General features: G+C 70.1%; 25 protein-coding genes. 9 read left to right on the forward strand and 16 right to left on the reverse strand.

All coding sequences use genetic code 11. The annotated features are described in order from the left end of the window. Positions 1-122: 122 nt before the first annotated feature. The 6 genes from KBY19_RS02620 to KBY19_RS02645 form a co-directional block, all read right to left on the reverse strand. Positions 123-1430 (reverse strand): hypothetical protein, encoded by a 1308-nt coding sequence (locus KBY19_RS02620; protein WP_221505990.1) that lies wholly within the window; start codon positions 1428-1430, stop codon positions 123-125. Positions 1431-1542: 112 nt separating this feature from the next. Continuing rightward, complete coding sequence (locus KBY19_RS02625; RefSeq protein WP_099882095.1) at positions 1543-2211, reverse strand: DUF4232 domain-containing protein; 669 nt, start codon at positions 2209-2211, stop codon at positions 1543-1545. A 212-nt stretch (positions 2212-2423) separates the two neighbouring features. Beyond that, on the reverse strand, positions 2424-2609 hold the full coding sequence (locus KBY19_RS02630; protein WP_210965056.1) for a DUF397 domain-containing protein: 186 nt from the start codon (positions 2607-2609) through the stop codon (positions 2424-2426). After that, positions 2606-2788 carry a DUF397 domain-containing protein gene (locus KBY19_RS02635; RefSeq protein WP_210965057.1) on the reverse strand — a complete coding sequence of 61 codons (183 nt, stop codon included), beginning with the start codon at positions 2786-2788 and terminating at the stop codon, positions 2606-2608. Before KBY19_RS02635 ends, KBY19_RS02630 begins: the two co-directional genes overlap by 4 nt. Beyond that, positions 2785-2994 carry a DUF397 domain-containing protein gene (locus KBY19_RS02640; protein ID WP_210965058.1) on the reverse strand — a complete coding sequence of 70 codons (210 nt, stop codon included), beginning with the start codon at positions 2992-2994 and terminating at the stop codon, positions 2785-2787. Before KBY19_RS02640 ends, KBY19_RS02635 begins: the two co-directional genes overlap by 4 nt. After that, positions 2991-3893, reverse strand: coding sequence for a Scr1 family TA system antitoxin-like transcriptional regulator (locus KBY19_RS02645; protein ID WP_210965059.1), 903 nt, complete (start codon positions 3891-3893; stop codon positions 2991-2993). Before KBY19_RS02645 ends, KBY19_RS02640 begins: the two co-directional genes overlap by 4 nt. A 177-nt stretch (positions 3894-4070) precedes the next feature. On the opposite strand from KBY19_RS02645, the gene KBY19_RS02650 reads away from it, so the two are divergent. The 7 genes from KBY19_RS02650 to KBY19_RS02680 all read left to right on the forward strand — a co-directional run bounded on the left by KBY19_RS02650 (position 4071) and on the right by KBY19_RS02680 (position 10363). Then, the gene (locus tag KBY19_RS02650; RefSeq protein WP_210965060.1) at positions 4071-4547 is read left to right on the forward strand and encodes an ATP-binding protein; all 477 of its coding nucleotides are present in this window, start codon (positions 4071-4073) and stop codon (positions 4545-4547) included. A 170-nt stretch (positions 4548-4717) separates the two neighbouring features. Next, positions 4718-5122: a hypothetical protein gene (locus tag KBY19_RS02655; RefSeq protein WP_099886584.1), complete on the forward strand. Its 405-nt coding sequence runs from the start codon at positions 4718-4720 to the stop codon at positions 5120-5122. A gap of 49 nt (positions 5123-5171) precedes the next feature. Then, entirely contained in the window at positions 5172-7613 is a 2442-nt protein-coding gene (locus KBY19_RS02660; protein WP_210965061.1) for a DUF6571 family protein, read from the forward strand. Next, on the forward strand, positions 7610-8212 hold the full coding sequence (locus KBY19_RS02665; RefSeq protein WP_143674887.1) for a hypothetical protein: 603 nt from the start codon (positions 7610-7612) through the stop codon (positions 8210-8212). Before KBY19_RS02660 ends, KBY19_RS02665 begins: the two co-directional genes overlap by 4 nt. Further along, a complete protein-coding gene (locus KBY19_RS02670) occupies positions 8209-8802 on the forward strand; it encodes a hypothetical protein (protein ID WP_143674888.1) in 594 nt (197 codons plus the stop codon). The genes KBY19_RS02665 and KBY19_RS02670 overlap by 4 nt, the downstream gene beginning before the upstream one ends. 129 nt (positions 8803-8931) lie before the next feature. Continuing rightward, the gene (locus KBY19_RS02675) at positions 8932-9405 is read left to right on the forward strand and encodes a carboxymuconolactone decarboxylase family protein (protein ID WP_099882110.1); all 474 of its coding nucleotides are present in this window, start codon (positions 8932-8934) and stop codon (positions 9403-9405) included. A gap of 34 nt (positions 9406-9439) precedes the next feature. Then, positions 9440-10363, forward strand: a complete 924-nt coding sequence (locus tag KBY19_RS02680; protein ID WP_210965062.1) for an RNA polymerase sigma-70 factor — start codon at positions 9440-9442, stop codon at positions 10361-10363. Between the two features lie 30 nt (positions 10364-10393). Here KBY19_RS02680 and KBY19_RS02685 read toward each other — a convergent pair whose 3' ends face one another. Both KBY19_RS02685 and KBY19_RS02690 read right to left on the reverse strand, forming a co-directional pair. Further along, complete coding sequence (locus KBY19_RS02685; RefSeq protein WP_210965063.1) at positions 10394-10957, reverse strand: DUF3995 domain-containing protein; 564 nt, start codon at positions 10955-10957, stop codon at positions 10394-10396. Positions 10958-11153: 196 nt separating this feature from the next. After that, a complete protein-coding gene (locus KBY19_RS02690) occupies positions 11154-11651 on the reverse strand; it encodes a MarR family winged helix-turn-helix transcriptional regulator (RefSeq protein WP_099882114.1) in 498 nt (165 codons plus the stop codon). 59 nt (positions 11652-11710) lie between these two features. On the opposite strand from KBY19_RS02690, the gene KBY19_RS02695 reads away from it, so the two are divergent. Beyond that, positions 11711-12229 (forward strand): MarR family winged helix-turn-helix transcriptional regulator, encoded by a 519-nt coding sequence (locus KBY19_RS02695; protein WP_210965064.1) that lies wholly within the window; start codon positions 11711-11713, stop codon positions 12227-12229. Between the two features lie 207 nt (positions 12230-12436). Here KBY19_RS02695 and KBY19_RS02700 read toward each other — a convergent pair whose 3' ends face one another. The 8 genes from KBY19_RS02700 to KBY19_RS02735 form a co-directional block, all read right to left on the reverse strand. After that, positions 12437-13966, reverse strand: a complete 1530-nt coding sequence (locus KBY19_RS02700) for a sodium:solute symporter family protein (RefSeq protein ID WP_099882128.1) — start codon at positions 13964-13966, stop codon at positions 12437-12439. A 206-nt stretch (positions 13967-14172) separates the two neighbouring features. Then, the gene (locus tag KBY19_RS02705) at positions 14173-14901 is read right to left on the reverse strand and encodes a TetR/AcrR family transcriptional regulator (protein WP_099882130.1); all 729 of its coding nucleotides are present in this window, start codon (positions 14899-14901) and stop codon (positions 14173-14175) included. Then, positions 14871-15656, reverse strand: a complete 786-nt coding sequence (locus tag KBY19_RS02710; RefSeq protein WP_210965065.1) for an enoyl-CoA hydratase family protein — start codon at positions 15654-15656, stop codon at positions 14871-14873. The genes KBY19_RS02705 and KBY19_RS02710 overlap by 31 nt, the downstream gene beginning before the upstream one ends. Further along, positions 15656-16822, reverse strand: a complete 1167-nt coding sequence (locus KBY19_RS02715; protein WP_210965066.1) for an acyl-CoA dehydrogenase family protein — start codon at positions 16820-16822, stop codon at positions 15656-15658. Before KBY19_RS02715 ends, KBY19_RS02710 begins: the two co-directional genes overlap by 1 nt. Before the next feature lie 72 nt (positions 16823-16894). Continuing rightward, positions 16895-18853: a biotin carboxylase N-terminal domain-containing protein gene (locus tag KBY19_RS02720; protein ID WP_210957265.1), complete on the reverse strand. Its 1959-nt coding sequence runs from the start codon at positions 18851-18853 to the stop codon at positions 16895-16897. Between the two features lie 29 nt (positions 18854-18882). Further along, entirely contained in the window at positions 18883-20484 is a 1602-nt protein-coding gene (locus KBY19_RS02725; RefSeq protein WP_099882136.1) for an acyl-CoA carboxylase subunit beta, read from the reverse strand. Further along, entirely contained in the window at positions 20481-22244 is a 1764-nt protein-coding gene (locus tag KBY19_RS02730; protein ID WP_210965111.1) for an acyclic terpene utilization AtuA family protein, read from the reverse strand. The genes KBY19_RS02725 and KBY19_RS02730 overlap by 4 nt, the downstream gene beginning before the upstream one ends. 17 nt (positions 22245-22261) lie before the next feature. Continuing rightward, positions 22262-23116, reverse strand: a complete 855-nt coding sequence (locus KBY19_RS02735; protein ID WP_210965067.1) for a TIGR03084 family metal-binding protein — start codon at positions 23114-23116, stop codon at positions 22262-22264. Between the two features lie 230 nt (positions 23117-23346). On the opposite strand from KBY19_RS02735, the gene KBY19_RS02740 reads away from it, so the two are divergent. Next, complete coding sequence (locus KBY19_RS02740) at positions 23347-24276, forward strand: helix-turn-helix domain-containing protein (RefSeq protein WP_307843424.1); 930 nt, start codon at positions 23347-23349, stop codon at positions 24274-24276. Position 24277 lies beyond the last annotated feature (1 nt).

Raw genomic sequence — 24277 nt, forward strand, 5'->3', positions numbered from 1 at the left:
CACCGGTGCGGAGCGTCGGTCCTTGTAGTAGGGGGTCGGGTCGCTGAGAAGCCCCGTACCGGATGGCGGCAGCGCCGGTACGGGGCTCGCAGGAAGTTCGATGCCGGGCTGGACGAAAAAGTTCACGGCGGATCCGCCCGGTTCTCAAGCCGGCGGCGGTCGCGGTCCCGCTGCAACGCCCTGAAGTCCTCGAACCACGCCGTGGTGCGCCCGGATCCCCCGTCCTGACGCGCCCGCACAGTTCGGGTGGCGTACAGGCTGTTGAGGAGCCACGGCTGCTTGGCGGGGCCGATGTCGCGGACCATCGCGTCGGCCTGGGCCACGCCGTAGGTGGCCACGGCGAGCTTCCCCGTGTCGCGGAAGCGCTGTACCTGCTCCCGGAGGTAGTGCCGGTTCTTGTGGAACCAGGGGCTCATGGCCAAGAAGGCGTCCCACTTCTCCTGGGGGAACGGGTTGTCCACCGCGCTCCTCAGAAGCTGCCACACCCGCGTCTCCGGCTCGATGCCGTAGCGCCGGGCGAAGCCGGGCGGAATCCTGTCCCGCATGTGCGCCCGCCAGTTGTGCACGAGGGAGAACTCGGTCGCGAGGAACTTCTGGTCGGAGCGCAGGTGCGGGACGACGTAGTCCAGGAATTGCTGGGCGGCGTCGAGGGAGTCCACGTGCGGATGGATGTCGACGCCTTCGATCTCCCGTGTGCTGTGGACGAAATCCAGCCATCGGCGGGTGGCGGCAGTCCGCTCGGCGGGGTCGTCGAGACGATTGAGCGCGCCCATGTACAGGCGGGTCGGGCAACCGTCCGGGAAATGCTTCTCGCGGTACGCGACGACGTGCTCGGCCAGCTGCTCGTAGAAGCGGTTGAGGGCCGGGCCGTCGCGGTCGGCGCGTCGGCTCTCCAGGAACGGCTCGTTGCCGATCACCAGAATGTCGACCTTGCCCAGCACGGCACGCGCCACCTTGTCCACACGCGCGAGTTCAGCCTCCATGAGCGCGCTGCCCGCTGCGGGCAACGCACGCTTGTGGTAGGGGAACTTCAACGACAGGACGGTGCCGTACCCCCGGTTGTGCGCGTCCAACAGCGTGGCCACGGCCCGTTGGCCACCCGGTGCGCCTTTGCCGACCTCCGGCATCGGAAGGAAGCCGCGCAGCCAGCCCGTGGACAGTTCACGCAACTGCGCGAAGCGCAGGTCGCGGGGGTCCTCGTTGAAGTTGGCGCCCAGCGCGCCGCTCGGGGCCGCCCCACGGCCCGAGGGCCCGGCTCCCGACCCATCCGGCGCCTGGTCCTCCCCCGCGTCCTTCCCCCCGTCCTTCCCCCCGCTGCACCCTGCCGCCGAGAGCGCGGCAGCGGACGCGCCGAGCAGCAGACACCGCCGCGACACCCCCGGCTCGTCCGCACGGGGCGTAACGGGCCGGGGCTGCGACAGGTGAGCCATCCCGTCCTCCTTCTCGGTGATCCGAGAAATACACGAAAGCGGGGCCGGAAGCGTTCATCTCCGTCTGGGCCGGCCGGCCCCACCCATGGTGCACGCGGTGCACGCGGTGGGGTCAGCCCAGGACGATCGGGTTCACGAAGGTGCCGGGGCGGGTGGCGCCGGACTGGTCCAGAATGGCGCCGCCGTAGGGCCAGTCGAGGGTGACGTGGGTCGTCTCGTCGGGCGGGGTGATCAGGACCTTGCTGGGCACGAAGCGCTCGGGGCCCTTCATGTCACTGGGCACGGGCAGGATGTTCATGCTGACAGCGGCAGTGCTCTCACCGGGCTTCAGGGTGAGGGTGCTGGGCGTGTCCCCGGAGCGGCGCAGGTCCCAGGTCTCCCCGGACTCGCTGATCAGTTGGACGCCCGGGAAGCCGCGCAGGGTGCAGGTGCGCCCACCGTCGTTCTTCAGCTGGACGGTCGCGACCTGCTGGTGGTCGGCTTCCATGTCCGGGGCGCCACCGTGCGGGCCGCCCCAGGTGAAGTCCAGTTCACCGGTGTGGCAGCGCTTGCTGGTGTTGGCGGCGGAGGCGTTCACCGCGTCGGTCCGCGAACCCTGCTGGGCGGTCTCCTTCACCTCGACGCCCGAGGTGTTCTCGCCCTTCGCCGCGTCGGCATGTGTGCCCGCCTTGGCGGAGGACCTGTCACTGGACGAGTTGCACGCGGTGGCTCCCGCGCCGACCGCGACGACGGCCAGCACGGCGGCAGTGCAGCGAACGGCGCGAGTGAGCTTGCCAGTCATGGTTCCTCTTTTCCGGCGCCGGGCCTCTCCGCCCGGCGCTCCCCGTCTGGTCGAGTGCGTCTTACGGGAGGTGTGATGCGGCCCCTCCTGCGAAAGTTCACGACCCTGGCCGGAAAGATTGTCCGGAACCTGTAACAGCCATCCACCCCGTCAGGACCCGACACACGTCGTCCCCGCCACCCGGACCGGTGGCGGGGACGAAGTGAACGGCCTCAGCTGTGCGACTGCCCCACGTGCCCGATGAACGCCGCCCACTGGCCGGACGGTACGGACAGGACGGGGCCGCGCCGATCCTTGGAGTCACGCACGTGCACGGTGGCGACGGCGTGCGCAACCTCCACACAATTGCCGCCGCCCGAACCGCTGTAACTGCTCTTGAACCAGGACAGCTCGTTCATCCCTGGCCTGCCACATGCCCGATGAACGCCACCCACTGGCCGGACGGTACGGACAGGACGGGACCGCGCTGCTCCTTGGAGTCACGCACGTGCACGGTGGCGACAGCGTGCGCAACCTCCACACAGTTGCCGCCCTCTGGGCCGCTGTAGCTGCTCTTGAACCAGGACAGCTCGTTCATCCCTGGCCTGCCACATGCCCGATGAACGCCACCCACTGGCCGGACGGTACGGACAGGACGGGACCGCGCTGCTCCTTGGAGTCACGCACGTGCACGGTGGCGACAGCGTGCGCAACCTCGACGCAGTCGCCCCCCTCCGGGCCGCTGTAACTGCTCTTGAACCAAGACAGCTCCCGAGACCGGGCTGCTTCCTGCTCGTATCTCATCGTTCCCCTGCCAACTTTCGAATAAAGGCGGCTGATTCCTCGACGTTCAGCGCCTGCGATCGCAGCTTGCCATACCGGAGTGCGAATGCGCTCACGTGCATGGAGTCACTGACGACATGGCCGATACCCTGCGCCTCGAAGTAGCCGTATCGCTGGTGCTCCGAGGTCTCCACAAACACCATCGCACCGTGCAGGCCAGGGTGGAAGCCGGTTCCAAGTGGCATGACTTGGACGGCTACATTGCGAAGCTCGCCTTGGCGCAGCAGGTGCCGGTACTGCTCCCTCATCGTCTCCGGCCCGCCCAGTTCCTGGCGCAGCGCCGCCTCTCCGATCACGAAGGAGAAATCCACCAACGGGCTCTTGGTGAGAATCCTCTGCCTGTTCAGCCGTGCATCGACGCTGTCTTCGATGATCTCCTCACCGAGCATGGGTACGTGGCCCTCGAACAGAGCCCGTGCGTACTCCTCTGTCTGCAACAATCCTGGAATCAGCAGCGGGTCGTACTCGAACCGGCTGACCGCCTCCATCTCCAGCAGCACGAAGTCCCGGAAGAAGGCGGGCAGCTTCGCGAAGTCCACGTCGTCCTGGAGGGTGGCCAGGACGCCGCCCGCGTTCAGCACCCGTTCCGCGGCCTCCGTGAACGGCGCCTTGGCCGGGCGGCGGCCCTGCTCGACAGAGGCGACCTGCTCCGCCGAGTAGCCCAGCAGCGGGGCGAGGGCTTCTTGCGAGTATCCCGCCGCGAGGCGGAACTTGCGCAGCAGTTTGCCGTAGCCGACCCAGATGCCGGGGCGGTCGTCCTCGCGTTTGCGCTGCTGGGCGGTGTCCGCCGTACGGGGCGAGGGGACGGCCCGGCCGTCCTTCTTGCGGTCGGTGGGATTGCTTCCGTTCGCGCTGGTCATACGCTTCACGTCCTCGTGCGCCCTCAACGGGTCTTCGCGTCAACGCCGTTCGCCGTGATCCGGTCACGGCGTGCGGCCCGTACATCCCCGCGCAGGAGGTGTGCGCCGCCGTACCCGTTGGCGGGCGACGCGCTCCTGACCTGGGCCACGCTAGCCGCGTAGCGGGACGGTCACCCTATGAATCCGCAAACGGCCAGAATTCGCCATCCCGAGCCGCCGCACGTGGGCGCGGCGCCGGCCACGTTCGCCGTACAGCTCAGTTCCACCCGGCGCGGGGCGCGCCTCGCGCGGCTGCTCGCGACACAGTGGCTGGACGAGCACGCGGTTCCGTACCGCAGTGCCTCCTCGCGCACGGCGGCGGTGATCGTGGCGGAGCTGGCGGCGAACGCCGTGCGTCACTGCGGCAGTATCGGCCGCGACTTCCGGGTGAGCCTGACGTTGACCGAGGCGGCACCGGCACGAGTGCTGCGGGTGGAGGTCACCGACGCGCGGGCGGACAAGCCGCTGCCGCCGGGGGCGCCGTGGCCGCCCGAGGACGGGTGCGAGTCAGGTCGCGGGCTGCTCCTGGTGGACGCCCTCTCGCACCGCTGGGGAGAACGGGTGAACGATCCGGTCACCAAAACCCTGTGGGCCGAACTGGACCTGCCCGAATGACCGATGGATGCACCATCTATCCAGAATGCCGGAGGTTATAAGCCCGCGGGTGGTGGGGTAGGGGCCTGTGATCGGTGTTGACACAGCCGATTGCAGGAGGGGGAACAGTGTCAGCTCACATGGACGGATCAACTGGACTGGACACCGCCACCGGGGACGGCCACGTCGAAATGCGGCTGAACCACGCGCTGCCGCCCGACGGCGCGAACGGCAAGCCTGTCGGTAAAGAGAGTGACCTCGTCGTTCGTGACGACGAGTTGGGAGCTCTCGGCAACATGGCCTTCGATTTGCACTCACAGCTGTCGACCACAGGGGACCTGGCTCGGCAGAACACCTTCGATGCGGCAACCCAGTTGTTCAACGACGGGCTGGAGGCCGGTTCCGCGCTCACCGTGCTGCATGACGCCTGGAACACCAAACTGGGTACGCTCAAGGAAGCATGCGCGCACATCTCCAATCACCTCGACTACTCGAAGGCACAGCATGCGAAGGATGAGCATGACATTCAGACGGGCATGAAGAATGCTGCGGGTAAGGCGATGACGGTTTCCCGTATCTACGACTACATCAAGTAGTTCAGCGTAGGTCGACCAACGTACGGGAAAGCACAAGGGGGGCATTCACGTGATCACCTACCGTCAGCTCCACGACCTGCGGTTGGGGACACTGAAGAAGGCGGTCAACGACTGGAAGGACATGGTCGACGATCTGGTCGAGCTGGTTGGTGAGGACGGGCACGGACAAGGCACGACTGCCGCAGGGCTCACGAAAAAGGCAAACGGAGCGGATTGGGCTGGGAACAACGCTGATGTGACGAAGAAATTCGTGACCAGAACGGCGGGCGAGTTCAAGGACGTGCTGGCGACCGCCCGGAGCGTGCACACGATTCTGGCCGGTCTCCACACCAAGATGAAGGCCCACAAGGAGGCCCTGAAGGAAGCGGTGGCGAGTGCCGACAAGAGTGTGCACGTCACGGCGAACGGTGTCGTGGAGCCACGAGAAGACGCCGATCCCAAGCCCACTCAGAAGCAGATCGATGCTGTCGTCGAGGACATCGAAAAGGTCCTCAAGGCCGCCCACATCACCGACAAGGGTGCTGCCGAAGCACTACGGCTTGAGGCGAAGGACAAGTACAACTTCCTCTCCTCCCGCGTCACCGACTTCGACAAGACACGTCAGGCTGTCAAGGACGCGGACGCCGTCCTCAAGCTGACCTCGAAGGACCCCAGCAAGCTGAGCAATACCCAGCTCGATCACCTCAACGACTGGCTGAAGCGCAGTGGTAAGGATCCTGTCTTCGCGGAACGAGTCGCCAGCGAGATGGGGCCGAAGAAATCCCTCGCATTCTTTGCCAAGGCGATGGAGATCGACAGGTGGGAGTCTGCGGGCGCCGGGAGCGGCACGAAAACGTTCAGTGAACACAGGAAGCTGCTGGACGCGCGGAAGAAGCTGCTGGGTGAGTTGGAAACCGGTCTCGGTACCACTTTGGCGACGGCGTCCCGCTCCGAGTCCGGCGACATGGCGGCGTGGAAGAAGGGAGTGATCCAGGTCGGCGACCAACCGGTCTCCGGCACGGCCTCGCACAAGCCGATCTTCGGCTTTCAAGCCATGAGCAATCTGATGCGACACGGCAGGTACGACGGTGCCTTCCTCAACGACTACGGCGACGCGCTGGTCGCCTACGAGAAGAAGCATACGGGTGACGTGAAGGACCCTGGCCCGGGCGGCAGGACACGCGAGGACGTACTGCCATGGGACCACCTTCCCTCCTACGCCCAGCAGGACCGGATGCACTTCGGACCTGGCAGCGACAAGGACGCTGGAGTGGACCCGATGACCGGCTTCATGAAGGCCCTCTCGCACAACCCCGAAGCTTCCACGGATTTTTTCGGCCACCCGGAAGAACAGACCGGTAAGGACGGCAAGGGCGGGCAGTCCCACTTCGACTATCTGTTCAAAGACCGAGAGTGGGAATCGCTCCCGGGCTCCGACGGCGGAACGCCGGGACGCGACGCGATGGGCGAAGCGCTGGAAGCCGGGGCGACCGGCCACGTCGCCGGCGCGAAACCGGACTCACTGGTACACACTCCCGCCCAGGCACGCATCATGGAAGACGTCGTCAAGGCCGTGTCGGACGAGCCGTCTCTCCTCACGGGAAACAAGGAGATGGGCGACAGCCTGGGCCGGATGGCGCGGGAGTACATGCCCGATATCTATCGCGGCTTGGAGAGTGGTAAGCCGCCAATGGATCCGGCGATGGCCAACCTGCCGAAAGATCACCAGATGAATGCGATCGAGCAATTGTTCCCAGTTGCCGGGGAGCCTGCGGTATTCGGAAAGAGCGGAGAGGCCGAGTCAAATGTGGCCAGATTCTTGATATCTCTCGGACAGAGTCCCGAGGGATACCAGGAAGTGCTCGCCGGGCAGAAGCTCTATGGCGATGCGGTCTTGAAACACCATCTGGACCCCGACGTGCAGGCGCAACTGCCATGGTACGAACGGTTCGAAGGCTCCGACACCGACGCCAAGGACCGCGCGGAGGACGTCGTGGAGCGCGTCAGCCGACAGTCGGGATATGTCACAGGCGCGCTCACACTTGGTCGACAGGAAGCCGTGGTCAGTGAGGGTCTTGCTCACGACGCCGCTTATGAGAAGGCACAGACCCGTGTCGGGACGTGGGGTTACGGCGCTGGGGCCACCGTCACCAACGTGCTGCTGGCACGCGGGGGCGTCCATCCCGTCGCCAGCGCGCTCATCTCCGGCTTGACCGGATCAGGGCTCTTCGTCGGGCCGAGTGAGTGGAACATGGCCAACGACCACAACGAGGGCGCCGAGAAGGCACAGCTGACATCGGATTACTGGTCGCATGCCAAAGCTGACGACGTCACGTCCACCAACAAGATGTACCACGACTATGGCGGTGAAGATTACGGCCCGGGCCATTGGGACACCTGGGTACGTGCGGGATCGAAGGACGGATTCAATGATGCGCTGGTCGCGGGACAGACAATGGCTACCGAACTCACCAGTGGCGACCAGGTGAAGACCTTGAAGTCATCGGAGTGATGATGGACGTCCGTCGTGAACGCACAAAGCCGGTGACGTGGCTGGTTGTTGTGGTAGCTGTGCTCCTTGCCGCAGTGGCCGCCCTTTCAGTTGTCTTGCTCTCTGGCGAAAGCGGCAACCCGCCCAGGTCTTTCGAGTCCACGGAAGCGGACTGTTCCGCGGTAACCGGAACGAGCAATACCGCCGAGCTTCGCCGCATCGTCCCGGAAGCCTCTTTTTATTCAGTGAAATCCGAGACACTTGTCAACAAGAAGTCCGCCAAGTTGCTGTGCGAGGTGCGCGCCGACGACGAGGTCGCTGTGAGGCTCTTGGTGAAGGAGACGGCGGGGGATCGGGAGGACTGGGCGAAGTACATCACGCGCACCGGCATCGACTGGTCTTCCGACCGGCACAGCGTGGACCTGTACGGGGGTGGCTTCTCCGACGCTCACGCGGCGGCACTGTTCCTGCCCTGTCCAGGACGGGCGGAAGCAATGGGGGCGAATGAAGGCATGAGCGTGACTGTCTTCACGCCACCGGACGGCAGTCACGAAAAGGACGTCCTCCGGCTCGCCAAGCGGGCCGCCAAGCACGCCTCAGGGCAGCTGGGCTGCTCATGATTTCTCTTGCCGCGCGCTTTTCGCGGACAAAAGTGCTGGTCCTCGTCATCGTGCTGCTGCTGTGTACTACCGCGGGGCTGACAGCCAAGCTGCTTACTGCCGAGGAGGGCGGGGTCAAGTCGTTCGGCTCCTCGTCCCAGCAGGCGTGTTCCGACGTCACGGGTACCGACAACACGGCTGAGATGCGACGGATGGTCCCTCCGGCGCGTTCCTACTCGGTGTCGGCCGAGAACAAGGTCAAAGGTCCGTTTGCCCGGTTCCCGTGTGAAGTGCGGGCCGACGATCGCATCGCCGTGAAGTTCGAGGTGGCGACCACGCCGGACGACTGGCACGAGTGGGCCGAGTACATCACGGAATCCGAACTCGACTGGTCGTCCGGTCGGCACCGCGTCGACCTGTACGAAGGCGGCTTCGCAGGCCCGCGCGCAGCCGCGCTGTACGTGCCGTGTCCGGGCCTGCCGACGGAACGTGAGGAAGCGTTGGGCGTGACCGTCTTCACGACCCACGACGGTCACCATGAAAAGGACCTTCTCCGACTGGCCGAGCGGGCCGCGAAGCAGGCAACGGGGCAGTTGGGCTGCGAGAAGTGACTCCGCGCCTCGCGGCAGCCAGTGCACCGGGCAGGGAGACGTGGGTCACACGCGTCCGTGTCACAGGGTGCCGGGCTGTCTCGTCTCAAGGAGTGTAGGCATCCTGACGAGAGCGCGGAGGAGCACACGATGGACGCGCGCCTGAACTACTTCGCCGACCCGACGGCCGGCAAGGCCTTCAAGCACTTCATGTCGGCGGGCAAGATACTCAAGGAATCGTCGCTGCCGGCCGCCACGCAGGAGTTGGTGGAGCTGCGCGTGAGCCAGATCAACGGCTGCGCCGTCTGCATCGACATGCACACCAAGGAGGCCGCCGCCGCGGGGGAGAGCGCGGTGCGGCTGCACCTGGTCTCGGCGTGGCGGGAGGCCACGGTCTTCACCGAGGCCGAGCGTGCGGCGCTGGAGCTGGCGGAGGAGGGGACCCGGGTCGCGGACGCGGCCGGCGGGGTCAGCGACGAGGTGTGGGCACGGGCCGCCGAGCACTACGACGAGGAACAGCTCACCGCCCTGGTGGTGCTGGTGGCCTTCATGAACACGGTGAACCGGCTGAACATCATCGCTCAGCAGCCGGCCGGCGACTACGAGGTCGGGCAGTTCCACTGAGCCGTCGGGCGAGAGGACTTACGGAGGAGTCGACGTGAGCAAGGTCGAGGAGTTCGAGGAGCTGCGGCCGCTGCTGTTCTCGATCGCCTACCGGATCCTGGGCAGCGTGAGTGAGGCCGAGGACGTGGTGCAGGAGACGTGGCTGCGCTTCGACGGCTCGGCGACCCGGCCCACGTCGACCAAGTCCTTTCTGTCCGCCACCGTGACGCGGCTCTCGATCGACGTGCTGCGCTCCGCGCGGGTGAGGCGGGAGGAGTACGTCGGGCCGTGGTTCCCCGAGCCGCTGCTGTCCGATCCCTACGAGGATCCGGCGCGGGCGGCGGAGCTGGCCGACTCGGTGTCGATGGCGGCGCTGCTGCTGCTGGAACGGCTCAGCCCGCTGGAGCGGTCGGTGTTCGTACTGCGGGAGGTGTTCGGCTTCGGCTTCGACGAGGTCGCCGAGGCGGTGGGGCGGTCGGAGGCGGCGTGCCGGCAGCTGCTGGTGCGGGCGCGGCAGCACATGCGGGCCGGGCGGCCGCGGTTCGAGGCCGACCGTCAGGAGCGGCAGGAGCTGGCGACGCGGTTCTTCGACGCCTTCCGCGACGGTGATGTCGTCGGACTGCGGGAGCTGCTCGCCGCCGATGTGTCGATGGCGGGGGACGGCGGCGGCAAGGCGCCGCAGCTGGCCAGGTCCGTGGTCGGCGCCGAGAACGTGGCCCGGCTGCTGGTCTCCGTCCTCCACCTGATGGCGCGGGTCGAGGTGACCTTCGAGCCGCAGGAGATCAACGGGCGGCCAGGAGCGATCTTCCGCGACCGGGACGGCAAGGTGCTCCACATTCTGGTCCTGGAGGTGCTGGGCGGGCGGATCCAGACCATCCGCTCGGTGATCAACCCCGACAAGCTCGGCCACCTCGGGCCGGTCGCCGACGCCTGGGCACTCGACCGCGAGGTGAAGCAGGGCTGCCGACGGACGTCGTGACGTCGGAGACCCGGCGTGGGTCCGGCCCGTTCACCGGCAGGCCGTCCCCGCGACGGCGGGCGGGCCGGTTCGTCCGTGCGGCGGGTTCGCGGCTCGGGCCGTACGCCGGTCGGCGAACAGCGGCTTCCGGGCGGCTGCTCCCAGCGTGACGCCCCACACCACGAACAGGGCGTACCAGAAGAGTCCCCAGGCGGCCTGCGGATGCGCGTCCTTGGCGGCGAAGGCGGGCGCGGAGACGACGCGGCCGGCGGCGAGCAGGTACTGCATCGCGAAGTAGGTGAAGCCCCACAGCGTCATACCGACCGAGGCGATCATCGACACAGCGGCGAGCACCCGCAGGGGAAGCCGTCGGCCCCACGGCCGGACGAGGGCGAGTGCGAGGACCGCGCCGAGCACCGCCACGCCACCCATCAGCCAGTAGCCGATCGCGGCTTCCCAGGTGCCGTGCGGGGCTTCGGCGAAGTCGCCGGGGAAGGTGGCGCCGATCCCGGCACCCCACCAGAAGTGCGGCGCCGCGTAGGCGAGTGCCGCTGCCGCGGCCACGTACCCCGCCCAGCCCTCGCGCCGTCCGCACTGTGCAATTGCCGTGGTCATGACCGTCCCTCCGCGTTCTTCCTGCCGCCGTGCGCGGGCCCGGCGGCTCGTGACGGTCCAAGTCTGTCCGGCCCTCTCCCGCCGGGGATCGGACGCCCGCACGAGCGGTCTTCCCCCTCGCGGGGGAGGCCGCTCCCCCTGCGGAACGAGGGCGCCGAGGCGCACAGCCGCCGGTGCGGAGGCGGCGCTCGCGGCGCTACGCGTCGGTGACCGCTGCGACGTCGGTGACGAAGCGGGAGAGCAGTCGGGCCAAGGCGGCCCGGTCCGCTGCGGGCCAGCCTTCGAGAGCTTCGGCGATCGCTTCCTGGCGGAAGGAGCGGATCTCATCGAGCGCCTCGCGCCCGTCGGCGGTGAGCCCGAGGAGTGAGCGACGGCCGTCGGACGGGTCCGTGCCGCGGTACAGCAGCCCCGCTTCGAGGGCCTGGGAGGCGAGACGGCTGGCGCGTGGCTGGTCCACGGCCAGGGCTGCTGCCGCCTCGGTGACCGTCAGGGCACGGCCGTGCTCTGCTGCCTCGTCCACCACGTCGAGCAGTTGGAAGACCGCGTCGGGCAACGCACCGTACGGACCGCTCCGGGTCCCGCGGCGTGCCGACAGCCGCGCGAGGGCATGGCTTCTTTGCTGCCGGCGCAGTGCCACCACCGCGCGCTCGATCGCGGCCACCTCTCGGGGCTCACCTGCACAGTTGCCGTCCATCGCGACCCCCTCCATACTTCCCGCAGGTACATGTATTTTTACATGAGTATGGAGCTGGCGTGGACGCGACGGACAAGCCGATCGGCTACTGGCTCAAGCACCTGCACAACCTTCTGGAGGAGCAGTTCGGTACAGCCCTGGAGGACTCCGGTGTGACACGACGCCAATGGCAGGTGCTCAGCCTGCTGGGCCGTGAGCCGCACAGCCGCGCCCGGGCCGCCGAAGCACTCGCACCCTTCTGGCGGGAGGCCGCACCGACCGGCGCCGGGCCCGCGGACCTCGGCGAACTCCTCGACGCACCCGAAGGGCTGTTCGCTCGCGGGTGGGTGCACCAGGACCCGGAGACGGATCTTCTGGCCCTGACGGCGAAAGGCCGGGCCGAGCATGCCGCCGTCGCCGCCCGGGTGCACGAGCTGCGGCGCGGCGTACTGCGCGGGCTGACCTCGCAGCAGTACGCGGAAACGGTCCGGATCCTGTCCGTCATGGCCGCCAACATCGAGGCGGACCTGGCCGACCGTGCGACCGACCCGGCGACGCCGCGTGAGCGGCAGGGTGGTGCGCAGGAAGCGGCTCGGTGACGTCGGAGCGGAAGCGCCACAGGACTCTCCGACCCGGACGGCCGGCGGCGACCACCCTCGGTGTAGTCGCCCGCGCCTGGAATCGGGTGAACGTCGCCACCCGTCTGACGGCCGGCTCCTTCCGGTGAGGAGCCGGCACCCGCCGCGGGGCCGTACGGGGAAGAGGGGCGCCCGCTGCGGCGGGCGCCCCGGCGGGGACACGGACCGCTAGCGGATCTCCAGCGGGGGGAGTGTGGGGGCGTCCGGTGTCGTCGGCTGGACCTGCGTGGGCGGGTCCTCGGCGAGGGAGTCGACGATCGCGTTGCCCGCCGTGGTCTCGACGGGTCGCAGGAAGCCGACGGCCAGATAGAGGGCGAGCGAGGTCAGGAGGGGGAGGCCCACCGTCATGGGCTGGGAGGCGTCGTCGACGCCCCAGTAGAGGACGGCCCACACCGCGATGCCGCCGGCCCAGGAGCTGATGGCGGCGAGGGAGCCGTGGCGCTTGAACCAGGGCAGGAGGCCGAGCATCAGCGGGATGGAGATGGGCCCCATGGTGGCGGCGACGATGCTGACGACCACCGTCATGATGAAGCCGTCGGGGTCGGAGAAGAGTGCGAAGCCCATGCTGAAGGTGACGAACGCGACCGTCGTGATGCGGGCGAAGAGCAGTTGACCGCGCTCGCTGAAGGTGCGGACCCGGCGGACGAGCACCGGGGCCAGGTCCCGGGTGATGACGGCGGTGATGACGTTGGAGTCCGAGGCGACCATCGCCATGGTGTGGGAGAAGAACCCGGCCAGCAGCAGTCCGATCATGCCGGTGGGCAGCAGTTCCTGGGCGAGCTTGATGTAGGACTCCTCACCGTTCTCGATGCCCGGCACGATCAGCGGGGCGGCGATCATCGGTATGAAGAGGATCAGCGGCCATATCAGCCACAGCGCGCTGGACAGCAGCGCGGACTTCTTCGCCCGGGAACCGGAGGGTGCGGCCATGTAGCGCTGGGCGAGGTTCCACATGCCGCCGTTGTACTCGAAGGTCTTGACGAGGAGGAACGCGAGAATCAGCGTGGTGGTGACCGGGCCGGCGACCGGGTCGCCGTGCCCGGCGGGCAGGTCGTCCCACATGGTCCACAGCGTGGAGAAGCCGCTCAGGTGCGCCATGACGGCCACCAGCATGGCGATGCCGGCCGCGAACTGGATGACGAACTGGCCGAAGTCGGTGAGGACGTCGGCCCACAAGCCGCCGAAGGCCATGTAGATCATGGTGCAGACGCCGGTGAGCGTGATGCCCCAGGCCAGCGGTATGTCGGCGAAGCCCTGCAGCAGTACGGCGATGGCGACCCACTTGGCCGCGATGTCGACGACCTTGAGCGCGGCACCGCTGTAGGCGAGGACCTGCTGGGTGGGCAGGTTGTAGCGCACGGCCAGATATTCCAGCGGGGAGTTGACGCCGTGTTTGGCGCGCAGCCGGTTCCATCGCGGTGCGAACAGGAAGGCGCCGATCCCGACGCCGATCCCGATGGTCAGCGGCCACCAGAAGTACACGGTGACGCCGTAGTCGTAGGCGACGGCGGCGAAGGTGACGAACATGATGGCGCTGTAGCCGGACATATGGTGCGAGATTCCCGACAGCCACCAGGGGATACGTCCGCGCGCGGTGAAGAAGTCGGCGACGTTGTCGACCCGGCGGGTGGCGTACAGGCCGATCGCCAGCATCACGAAGAAGTACGCGCCGACAACTCCCCAGTCCAGTCCGGACATGGCGGCTCCCCTGGTTCGGTTCGCTCCATTGATTCACGTGCATGAACATGTGCCAGGTTGCTGAACGAGCGTCACCCTAGAAGTGGCCTATAGGAGCGTCAAGACTGCGAACATGGCCGAACACACAGCAGCGCCCCGCCGGTTCGCCATCCATGTCGATGAATGTGAACCGGCGGGGTGAAAGAGCGCTCCCCGGGAGCTTGCCGTCAGTCGTGCAGCGTGCTCTCCAGCAATCGCGCCCACTGCGCGACCACCCGCTCGCGCCGCGCGCTGTCGTCGGTCAGCAGATTGGCGAGACCGAGCCCACGCGCCATGTCCAGCAGCCCCTGCACGGTCTCCCGGACGCCGGGCCGGCGCTCGTCGACGCCCAGCAGCTCCACCGCCATCCGGTGCGTCTCCCGTCCGATACGGGCCTCCAGCCCGGTCACCCGCGGGCCCAACTGCGGCTCGTTGGACGCGGCGACCCACAGCTGCAGCGCGGCGCGGAACAGCGGACCGGTGTAGAGCCCGACCAGCGTCTCGACGGCGGCACGCGTCCCGGCGGGGGCCGGCAGCTCGCGCAGCGCGCGCGACCGCTCCTCCGCGACGTACTCGACCGCCGCCGTGAACAGGTCCTCACGGGTGGGGAAGTGGTGCTGCGCCGCACCCCGCGAGACTCCCGCGTGCTCGGCGACCACCGTGACCGTGCTGCCCGACCAGCCGTGCTCCGCCAGGCAGGTCACGGCGGATTCCAGCAGGCGCTGCCGGGTGGCCCGGCTGCGGTCCTGCTTGGGCGCGGCACCACGAGCGCCTGCGGCGCCGCGCGCGCCAGCGGAGCCGCCACGTGTGTTCGCGGGACCGCCGCGCGCACCCGCCGGGCCGCCGCGGGTGCTGCCCGGCTGCCGGTCGCCGCCCGCCCGCGTGTTCACCGCACGGGCGCCTGCCGCACTGCCCATTCGGGCTCCCGTCGTTCGAGGAAGGCCGTCATGCCCTCGCGGGCCTCGTCCGACGCGAACAGCCGCGCCGACAGTTCAGCGAGCGTACCGGTGTCCCGGTCGAACGCGGCCAGCACCTCCCGGGTGACCAGCCGCTTCGACTCCGCCAGCCCTTGCGGGGAGCCGCGCCGCAGCCCGTCGAGCACCGGCGCCAGCGCCTCGTCAGGATCGTCGGCGGCCAGCGTCACCAGCCCGATCCGGGCCGCCTCCTGAGCACCGAACCGCTCGCCCGTCAGGTAGTACCGGGTCATCGCCCGGGGGTCCGTACGGGGCAGCACCGGCATCGAGACGACCGCCGGAGCCACCCCGATCCGCGCCTCCGTGAAGGCGAAGGTCGCCTCCGGGCCCGCGACGGAGATGTCGCAGGCCGCCAGCAGCCCGGTGCCGCCCGCGCGGACGTGCCCGGTGACCCGGGCGACGACCGGCTTGGGGAAGGCGACGAGCGTACGCAGCAGCCGCGCCAGCTCCCGCGGCCCGTCGCTCGGCGCGTCGTGCGCGCTCGCCTCGCTCAGATCCGCACCCGCGCAGAAGGTGTTGCCGGTGTGGGTGAGCAGCACCGCCCGCACGTCGCTGTCCGCACGGGCGCGTTCCAGCTCCGCGTACATCCGGCCCACCAGGTCGGCGGAGAGCGCGTTGCGGTTGTGCGGGGAGTCGAGGGTGAGCGTGCGCACGCCCGCCCCCGTCGCGGTGGACAGCAGCCTCTTCGCCCCGCCCATCAGTAGGACTTCGGGAGGCCGAGGGTCTGGTGGGAGACGTAGTTGAGGATCATCTCCCGGCTCACCGGGGCGATACGCGCCACCCGGGAGGCGGTGATCAGCGCCGCCAGCCCGTACTCCCGGGTGAGGCCGTTGCCGCCCAGCGTGTGCACCGACTGGTCCACCGCCCGCACACACGCCTCCCCCGCCGCGTACTTGGCCATGTTCGCCGCCTCGCCCGCGCCGACGTCGTCCCCCGCGTCGTAGAGCCGCGCCGCCTTCTGCGTCATCAGCCGCGCGCACTCCACCTCGATGTGCGCCTGGGCCAGCGGGTGCGCGATCGCCTGGTGGGCGCCGATCGCCTCCTTCCACACCTGCCGGGTACGCGCGTACTCCAGCGCCCGCCCGATCGCGTAGCGCGCCATCCCGAGCGCGAACGCCGCCGTCATGATCCGCTCCGGATTCAGCCCGGCGAACAACTGCAGGAGCCCCGCGTCCTCCTCCCCGACGAGGGCGTCGGCGGGCAGCCGCACCTCGTCCAGCACCAGCTCGAACTGCTTCTCCGGAGCGTCGATCTCCATGTCGATCGGGTTGCGCGAGAAACCGGGGGCGTCGCGGGGGACGATGAACAGGTAGGGCTTCAGCTTTCCCGTACGGGCGTCCTGGGTACGGCCCACGATCAAGGTCGCATCCGCGATGTCGACCCCCGAGATGAAGACCTTCCGGCCGGTCAGCAGCCACTCGCCGGTGGCCGGGTCCCGACGCGCCGTCGTCGTGATGCGGTGCGAGTTGGACCCGGCGTCGGGCTCCGTGATGCCGAACGCCATCTTGCGGGTGCCGTCCGCCAGCCCGGGGAGCCAGGTCCGCTTCTGCTCCTGCGTACCGAAGCGGGCTATCACCGTGCCGCAGATCGCCGGTGAGACCACCAGCATCAGGAGGGGGCAGCCGGCTGCGCCGAGTTCCTCCAGCACGATGGACAGCTCGGCGATGCCGGAGCCTCCACCGCCGTAGGCCTCCGGCAGGTTGACCCCGAGGTAGCCGAGCTTCGCGGCCTCCTCCCACAGGGCGTCCGTGTGGGTGCCGTCCGCGACGACCTGTGCGAAGTATTCGCGTCCGTAGCGTTTGCCGAGTGCCGCGACCGAGGTGCGCAGCGCCGTCTGCTCGTCGGTCTCGATGAGCGCGGTCATGGATGTCCCCTTCCGACTTCTCGGGCCTCAGGCCCCTGCTCACGCTGTGCGCCGGGGCCGCCCCCGGAGCATTCAGGCGGTGACCACCGCCAGGACCGCACCCACCTCCACCTGGTGTCCGGCTGCGACGTGCAAGGCGGTGACCCTCCCGTCGGTGGGGGCCACCACGCGGTGCTCCATCTTCATCGCCTCCAGCCACAACAGCGGCTGGCCCGCGACGACTACGGCCCCCTCCGCGACGCCCTGGCCCAGCCGCACCACCGTGCCCGGCATCGGGGCGAGCAGCGATCCCGGCGCGGCGGCGGCCTCGGGCTCGGCGAGACGCGGCTGGGCCGTGAAGGCGTGCCGGCCGACGAAGACGCGGTCGCCGTACACGGCGACCGGGAACCGCCGCCGGACCCCCGCCACCTCCAGGACCACCTCGTCGGGCCGCACGTCGACGGCCCGCAGCCCCGGGTACGCGGCGGGCTCGGGGGCGACGCCGCCCCGCGTCCAGACGTACCGCACCTCGTGCTCGGTGCCGTCCCCGGCCACGTAGCGCCGGCTCGCGGGCGCCGAGGGCACATTGCGCCAGCCGCCCGACCGGGCGGCGACCCGTGGCCGAGGGGCCCGCCCCTGACCCGGCTCGTCGCGCACCGCCTCGGCCAGCGCGGCGGCCACCAGCGCGTACCGAGCGCCCTCGGACTCCCGGTCGGGGGCGGCATCGGGGGCGGTCAGCTCCGCCAGGTTCCGTTCGTAGAACCCGGTGTCCAAGCACCCCGCGTCGAGGTCGCAGAAGTCGCGATGGCGCAGCGAGCGAACCAGCAGGTCCCGGTTGGTGACCGGCCCGTGCACGGTGGCGGACTCCAGTGCGCGGGCCAGCTTCCGGATCGCACCCGCACGGGTCGGCGCCCAGGCGACGACCTTGGCGAGCATCGGGTCGTAGTGCATCCCGATCTCGCAGCCGTCCGTGACACCGGCGTCCACGCGTACCTCCCCCGGCACCTGGAACCGCCACAGCCGCCCGGTCTGCGGCTGCCAGCCGCGGGCGGGGTCCTCCGCGTAGAGGCGGGCCTCCACGGCGTGGCCCTGGGCGGCGGGTGGTGCCTCGGACGGCAGCGGGGCGCCTTCGGCGACGGCGATCTGGTGCGCGACCAGGTCCAGGCCGTGGACGAGTTCGGTGACCGGGTGCTCGACCTGCAGGCGGGTGTTCATCTCCAGGAAGAAGGGCCGGCCCTCGGCCGAGACGAGGAACTCGACGGTGCCCGCGCCCACGTAGTCCACGGCGCGGGCCGCCGCCACGGCGGCCCGCTCCAGCGTGTCCCGCAGCTCCGCGTCCAGCCCCGGTGCCGGTGCCTCCTCGACGACCTTCTGGTGCCGCCGCTGCAGCGAGCAGTCCCGGGTGCCGAGCGCCCAGACCGCACCCCGGGTGTCCGCGAGCACCTGCACCTCGACGTGTCGTCCCCGTTCGATGTACGGCTCGACGAACACCTCCCCGTCGCCGAAGGCGGCTGTCGCCTCGGCCCGCGCGGCGGCGAGTTCACCGTCCAGCGCCGCCGACTCGCGCACGATGCGCATGCCGCGTCCGCCGCCGCCGGCCGCCGCCTTGACCAGCACGGGCAGGTCCGCCTCCCGTACCCGGTGCGGCTCCAGCGACTCGGGCAGCGGCACCCCGGCCCCGGCCAGCAGCTTCTTGGCGGCGGTCTTGGAGGCCATCGCCTCGATGGCGGCCGGCGGCGGCCCGATCCAGGTCAGCCCCGCGGCCTGGACGGCGCGGGCGAAGCCGGCGTTCTCGGAGAGGAAGCCGTAACCGGGGTGGACGGCGTCGGCACCCGCCGCCAGCGCGGCCCGCACCACGAGGTCCCCGCGCAGATAGGTGTCGGCGGGCGTGCTGCCCGGCAGCAGCACGGCGGCGTCGGCCTCGTGGGCGTGCGGCTGCCCGGCGTCCGCCTCGGAGTGCACGGCGACGGTGGTGATGCCCAGTTCCCGGCAGGTGCGAAAGACGCGCCGGGCGATCTCACCGCGGTTGGCGACCAGTACGGAACGGATCATTCGCTGCTCCCTCTCCCGCTGTTCGCGGCTCACATCCGGAAGATGCCGAAGCCACCGCGGGCCCCGCGTACCGGCGCGGTGTGGACGGCGGACAGGCAGATGCCGAGGACGGTGCGGGTGTCGCGCGGGTCGATGACGCCGTCGTCGTAGAGCCGCCCGGACAGGAACATCGGCAGCGACTCGCTCTCGATCTGCTGCTCGACCATGGCCCGCAGCCCGGCGTCCGCCTCCTCGTCGAACGGCTTGCCCTTGGCGGCGGCCGACTCGCGCATCACCATCGACAGCACCCCGGCGAGCTGCTGCGGTCCCATGACGGCCGACTTGGCGCCGGGCCAGGCGAACAGGAACCGCGGCTCGTAGGCGCGGCCGCACATCCCGTAGTGCCCGGCGCCGTAGCTGGCGCCCAACAGCACGGACAGGTGCGGGACCTTGGAGTTGGAGACGGCGTTGATCATCATGGAGCCGTGCTTGACGATGCCGCCCTGCTCGTACTCCTTGCCGACCATGTAACCGGTGGTGTTGTGCAGGAACAGCAGCGGGATGTCGCGCTGGTTGGCGAGCTGGATGAACTGGGTGGCCTTCTGCGACTCCTCGCTGAACAGCACGCCTTGCGCGTTGGCGAGGATGCCGACGGGGTAGCCGTGCAGTCGCGCCCACCCGGTCACCAGGCTGGCCCCGTACAGCGGCTTGAACTCGTCGAACTCGGAGCCGTCGACGAGCCGGGCGATCACCTCGCGCGGATCGAACGGCACCTTCAGATCGTCGGGGACGATGCCGAGAAGTTCCTCCGGGTCATACAGCGGCTCCCGTACCTCGCAGATCGGGTCCGGGTGCGCCTTGCGCCAGTTGAGGCGGGCGACGACCCGGCGGGCCCGGCGCAGTGCGTCGGGTTCGTCCAGCGCGTAGTGGTCGGCGAGCCCCGAGACGCGGGCATGCATGTCGGCGCCGCCCAGTTCCTCGTCGTCGGCCTCCTCGCCGGTGGCCATCTTCACCAGCGGCGGCCCGCCGAGGAACACCTTGGCGCGCTCCTTGACCATGATCACGTGGTCCGACATCCCGGGGATGTAGGCACCGCCGGCCGTCGAGTTGCCGAAGACGACGGCGATGGTCGGAATGCCCGCTTCCGAGAGCCTGGTGATGTCCCGGAAGAGAGCGCCTCCGGGAATGAAGATCTCCTTCTGGCTGGGCAGATCGGCGCCGCCGCTCTCCACCAGGCTCACGCAGGGCAGCCGGTTGGCGTAGGCGATCTCGTTGGCCCGCAGTGCCTTCTTCAGCGTCCATGGGTTGCTGGCGCCGCCGCGTACGGTGGGGTCGTTCGCGGTGATCAGACACTCGACGCCCTCGATGACACCGATACCGGCCACCAGCGAGGCCCCGGTGGTGTAGTCGCTGCCCCACGCGGCGAGCGGGGACAGCTCCAGGAACGGGGTGTCCGGATCGAGGAGCAGTTCGATCCGCTCGCGGGCCGGCAGCTTGCCGCGTGAGCGGTGCCGCGCCAGATACTTCTCGCCGCCGCCCGCGACGGCCTTGGCCTGCTCGGCGTCCAGCTCTTCGAGCTTGCCGAGCATCGCGGCGCGGTTGTCCGCGTACTCGGGGGCCGCCACATCGAGGGAGCTGTTGAGGGCGCTCATGGGAGGAACACCTCCGGTATGTCGAGGTGGCGCGAGCGCAGCCATTCGCCGAGCGCCTTGGCCTGCGGGTCGAACCGGTGCTGCGACGCCACGCCTTCGCCGAGGATGCCGTCGACGACGAAGTTGAGGGCCGCGAGGTTGGGGAGTTCGTGCCGGGTGATCTCCAGTTCGGCGGTCTCGGGGAGGAGTTGGCGCAGCCTGGCGACGGTGAGGGTGGCGCGGAGCCAGTCGTGGATCTCCGGGTCCGCGTCGCGGGCCCATACGCCGATGTTGGCGCTTGCGCCCTTGTCCCCGCTGCGGGCCCCCGCGACGAGGCCGAGCGGGGCGCGCCGGGTGGGCGACGGGACGAGGTGCGGACCGGGGCCGGACCCCGGCCCGGCCCGCGGTGTGCTGTCCACCGGGGCCGGTGTGGCGTCCACCGGGGCCGTGGTGGGCGCGGAGGCGGGGAAGGAGACATCGGCCCGGGTGCCGTCCGGCAGCACCGCGACATGCGGCACCCCCTCGGCGGGTACGTACGCCGCCTCGAACACCCCGTAGGGCGCCGGTCGTGCGGGTGGCGCCGTCACATGGAATCCCGGGTAGCTCGCGAGGGCCAGTTCGACGGCGGGCGCGGAGACGGCGCGGCCGACGACGTTCTCGTCCGCGTCGCGCACCACCAGCCGCAGCAGCGCGCCGGCTTCCTCCTGCACATCGGCGTCCGGCCGGCCCGTACGGGCCAGATTCCAGCTCACCTCTCGCGGACGCCGCGTCCCGGCCCGTGCGAAGGCGGCCTCCATCTGCTCCCGTACAAGGGCCGCCTTGGCCTCCACGTCGAGGCCGGTCAGCACGAAGGTGACCTCGTTGCGGAAGCCGCCGAGCCGGGTGAGCCCCACTTTGAGGGTGCCGGGACGGGGCTCTCCGCGGGCCCCCTCGATCCGGACCCGGTCGGGGCCCTCCTGTGCGAGCCGCACGGTGTCCAGGCGGGCGGTGACATCGGGGCCCGGGTAGCGCGGCCCGGCGGTCTCGTAGAGGAGCTGCGCCGTGACGGTGCCCACGGTCACCGCGCCGCCGGTCCCCGGGTGCTTGGTCACCACCGACGAGCCGTCCGCCGCGATCTCGGCGAGGGGGAACCCTGGGTGGCGCACATCGATGCCGTCACGGACGAAGAAGGCGTAGTTGCCGCCCGTCGCCTGCGTCCCGCACTCCAGCACGTGCCCGGCGACGACGGCACCGGCGAGCCGGTCCCGGTCGTCGTCCGCCCAGCCGAAGTGCGCGGCGGCGCAGCCGCTGACCAGCGCGGCGTCGGCCACCCGCCCGGTGACCACGACATCGGCGCCGGCGCGCAGGCAGGCGGCGATCCCGGCGCCGCCCAGATACGCGTTGGCGGTCAGTACGCCCTCGCCCCAACCCCCGCGTTCGAGCAGGTCGTCGCCCTCCACATGGGCGACCCGCGCGGGGACTCCGACGCGCTCGCTCAACTCCCGCACGGCGTCGGCGAGAGCGGCCGGGTTGAGGCCGCCCGCGTTGGTGACGAGGGTGACGCCGCGCTCATGTGCCAGCCCGAGGCCGTCCTCCAGCTGCCGCAGAAAGGTCTTGGCCCAGCCGCGGCCGGGGTCCTTCAGCCGGTCGCGGCCGAGGATGAGCATGGTCAGTTCGGCGAGGTAGTCGCCGGTGAGGACGTCGAGCGGGCCGCCGGTCAGCATCTCGGTGAGCGCGTCGAAGCGGTCGCCGTAGAAGCCGGAGGCGTTCCCGACCCGCAGGGGTGCGCGGGGGCGGCCCATGGCGGGGTCGGACACGCTCACGCCTCCCCCTCGCGCAGCATCCGGCCCGGGGACACCTCGGGTTGACGGCCGCGGGACGGCGCCCGCCCCGTCCCGGGCGGGCCCGCGAAGGCCTGTGCGATGCTCAGCCAGCGCTCGGCCTCGGCCCCTTCGGCGCGCAGGTCGGTGTCGTCCCGGTGCACCCGCTGGGTGACCAGCCGGCAGAAGTCGACAGCGCCCCCGGTCACCCGCTGGGCCGCCTCCTCGGGGCCGTGGGCCCACAGTTCGCCGCCGGGGCCCGTCGTCTCCACCCGGAAGGCTTCGGCGGGCGGCTCCAGTCCGTGCACCAGATACGCGAAGTCACGGGCGCGGACGCCGAGGCGGACTATGTGCCGCAGCCGAGCCGTCGGCTCCCGTACGAGGCCGAGGGCGTCGGCGACGTCCGTCCCGTGCGCCCAGGTCTCCATGAGCCGCGCCGTCGCCATGCTCGCCGCGCTCATCGACGTGCCGTACCAGGGCAGCCGCACACCCGGGGTGAGCCCGGTGAGCGCTCCCTGCAGCGCCTCGCGCCCCGTCCGCCAGCGCTTCAGCAACTCGCCGTGCGGCAGCCGGGCGCCCGACTCGGCGCCGTCGTCGACGAAGTCGGCCGCTTCGGGCCGGGCCGCATACGCCTCGGTCTCGCGGCGGAAGGCCTCCGCGTCGGTCGCGGCGAGCAGCGCCCGCTCGTCCGTCCACGCCAGGTGGGCGATCTGGTGTGCGACGGTCCATCCGGCCGCGGGTGTGGGCGCGGCCCAGGCGGCAGGCGGAAGAGCGACGACCAGCCGCTCCACCTCCGCGCTCTCGGCCCGCAGCTCCGCCAGCAACTCGCCGAGCACGCCCTGCGATACGGCCACCGTCCGCCCCTCCCCTGTGTCGCGGCGTCGGCGGGCCGGTGCGCGCCCACCAGGCCCCGCCCGCCGTCCGTCGCGGACCGCCGTCCGTCGCACCGAGAGTGGCAGCCCGGGTAAAAACAAGCAAGCGTGCTTGCATGACCTTTTTCCCGGTGCCCGGTCCGCCGCCCCGGGTAGCTCCTCGGGCGGACGCCCACGGGACTCGGGCGACACCCACGGGAGAGGAGCGGCGCGTGGAGACGAGACACAGCTCCCGGCAGGGGCCCCGCACCATGCCGCTGCACCGCCTGGACGTGCCGGCGCCCCGCCGACTCCCCTTCGCCATCGGGACGTTCGACACGATCGGGCCCCTCTCCCGCGCCGCCTACCCCCACCGGCACACCTTCTATGAGATCGCCTACGTCACCCGCGGCAGCGGCACCCATGTGATCGACCTACGGCGCTGGCCGCTGCGGCCACCGCACCTGTGCTTCATCGCACCGGGCCAGTCCCACCACTGGCAGCAGCGCCAGCAGGTACACGGCTGCGTGGTCCTCTTCGACGAGGCGTTCCTGCTCGCCCACCCGGAGGACCGGGAGCTGCTGCGCCGGTTGAGCACGCACCCCTCGCTTCCGCTGTCCGGCCCCGCAGCGGCCCGCGTCGACGGACTGCTGTCCGCCATGCGGACCGAGTACGGCGAGGCGCAGCGCGGGATGCGCTCGGTGCTGCAGGCCTATGTGCACATCCTGCTCGTGCACGCTGACCGCCTCCCGGCCCAGGAACACCCCGACGGCACACCGGACGCGGAGGCCGCCGGCTCCCGTCCCGCCGCCGTGGCCGGGCAGTTCGTCCGCCTCCTGGAGCGTCCGGGTGCCGCCGCCGCGCGCACCGTCTCGGCGTGCGCCGGTGAACTCGGCGTCTCCACCGGCCATCTGACCGCCGCCGTCCGCGCGGCCACCGGATGTACGCCCGGACAACTGATCCGGCACGCACAGGTGCTGGAGGCCAAGCGGCTGCTGGACGGCACCGGTATGACGGTGCGGCAGGTGGCGAGGGAGGTGGGGTTCGCCGACCCGGCCTACTTCTGCCGCTTCTTCCGGCGCGAGACCGGCGCCAGCCCCGGGGAGTTCCGGCGGGAGGCGCACGAACTGCCGGACGGTGACGAAAGCACCACGGTCCGGTAGG

Origin of the sequence: Streptomyces sp. B15, assembly GCF_018070605.1 — a bacterium.
Lineage (GTDB): Bacteria > Actinomycetota > Actinomycetes > Streptomycetales > Streptomycetaceae > Streptomyces > Streptomyces smyrnaeus.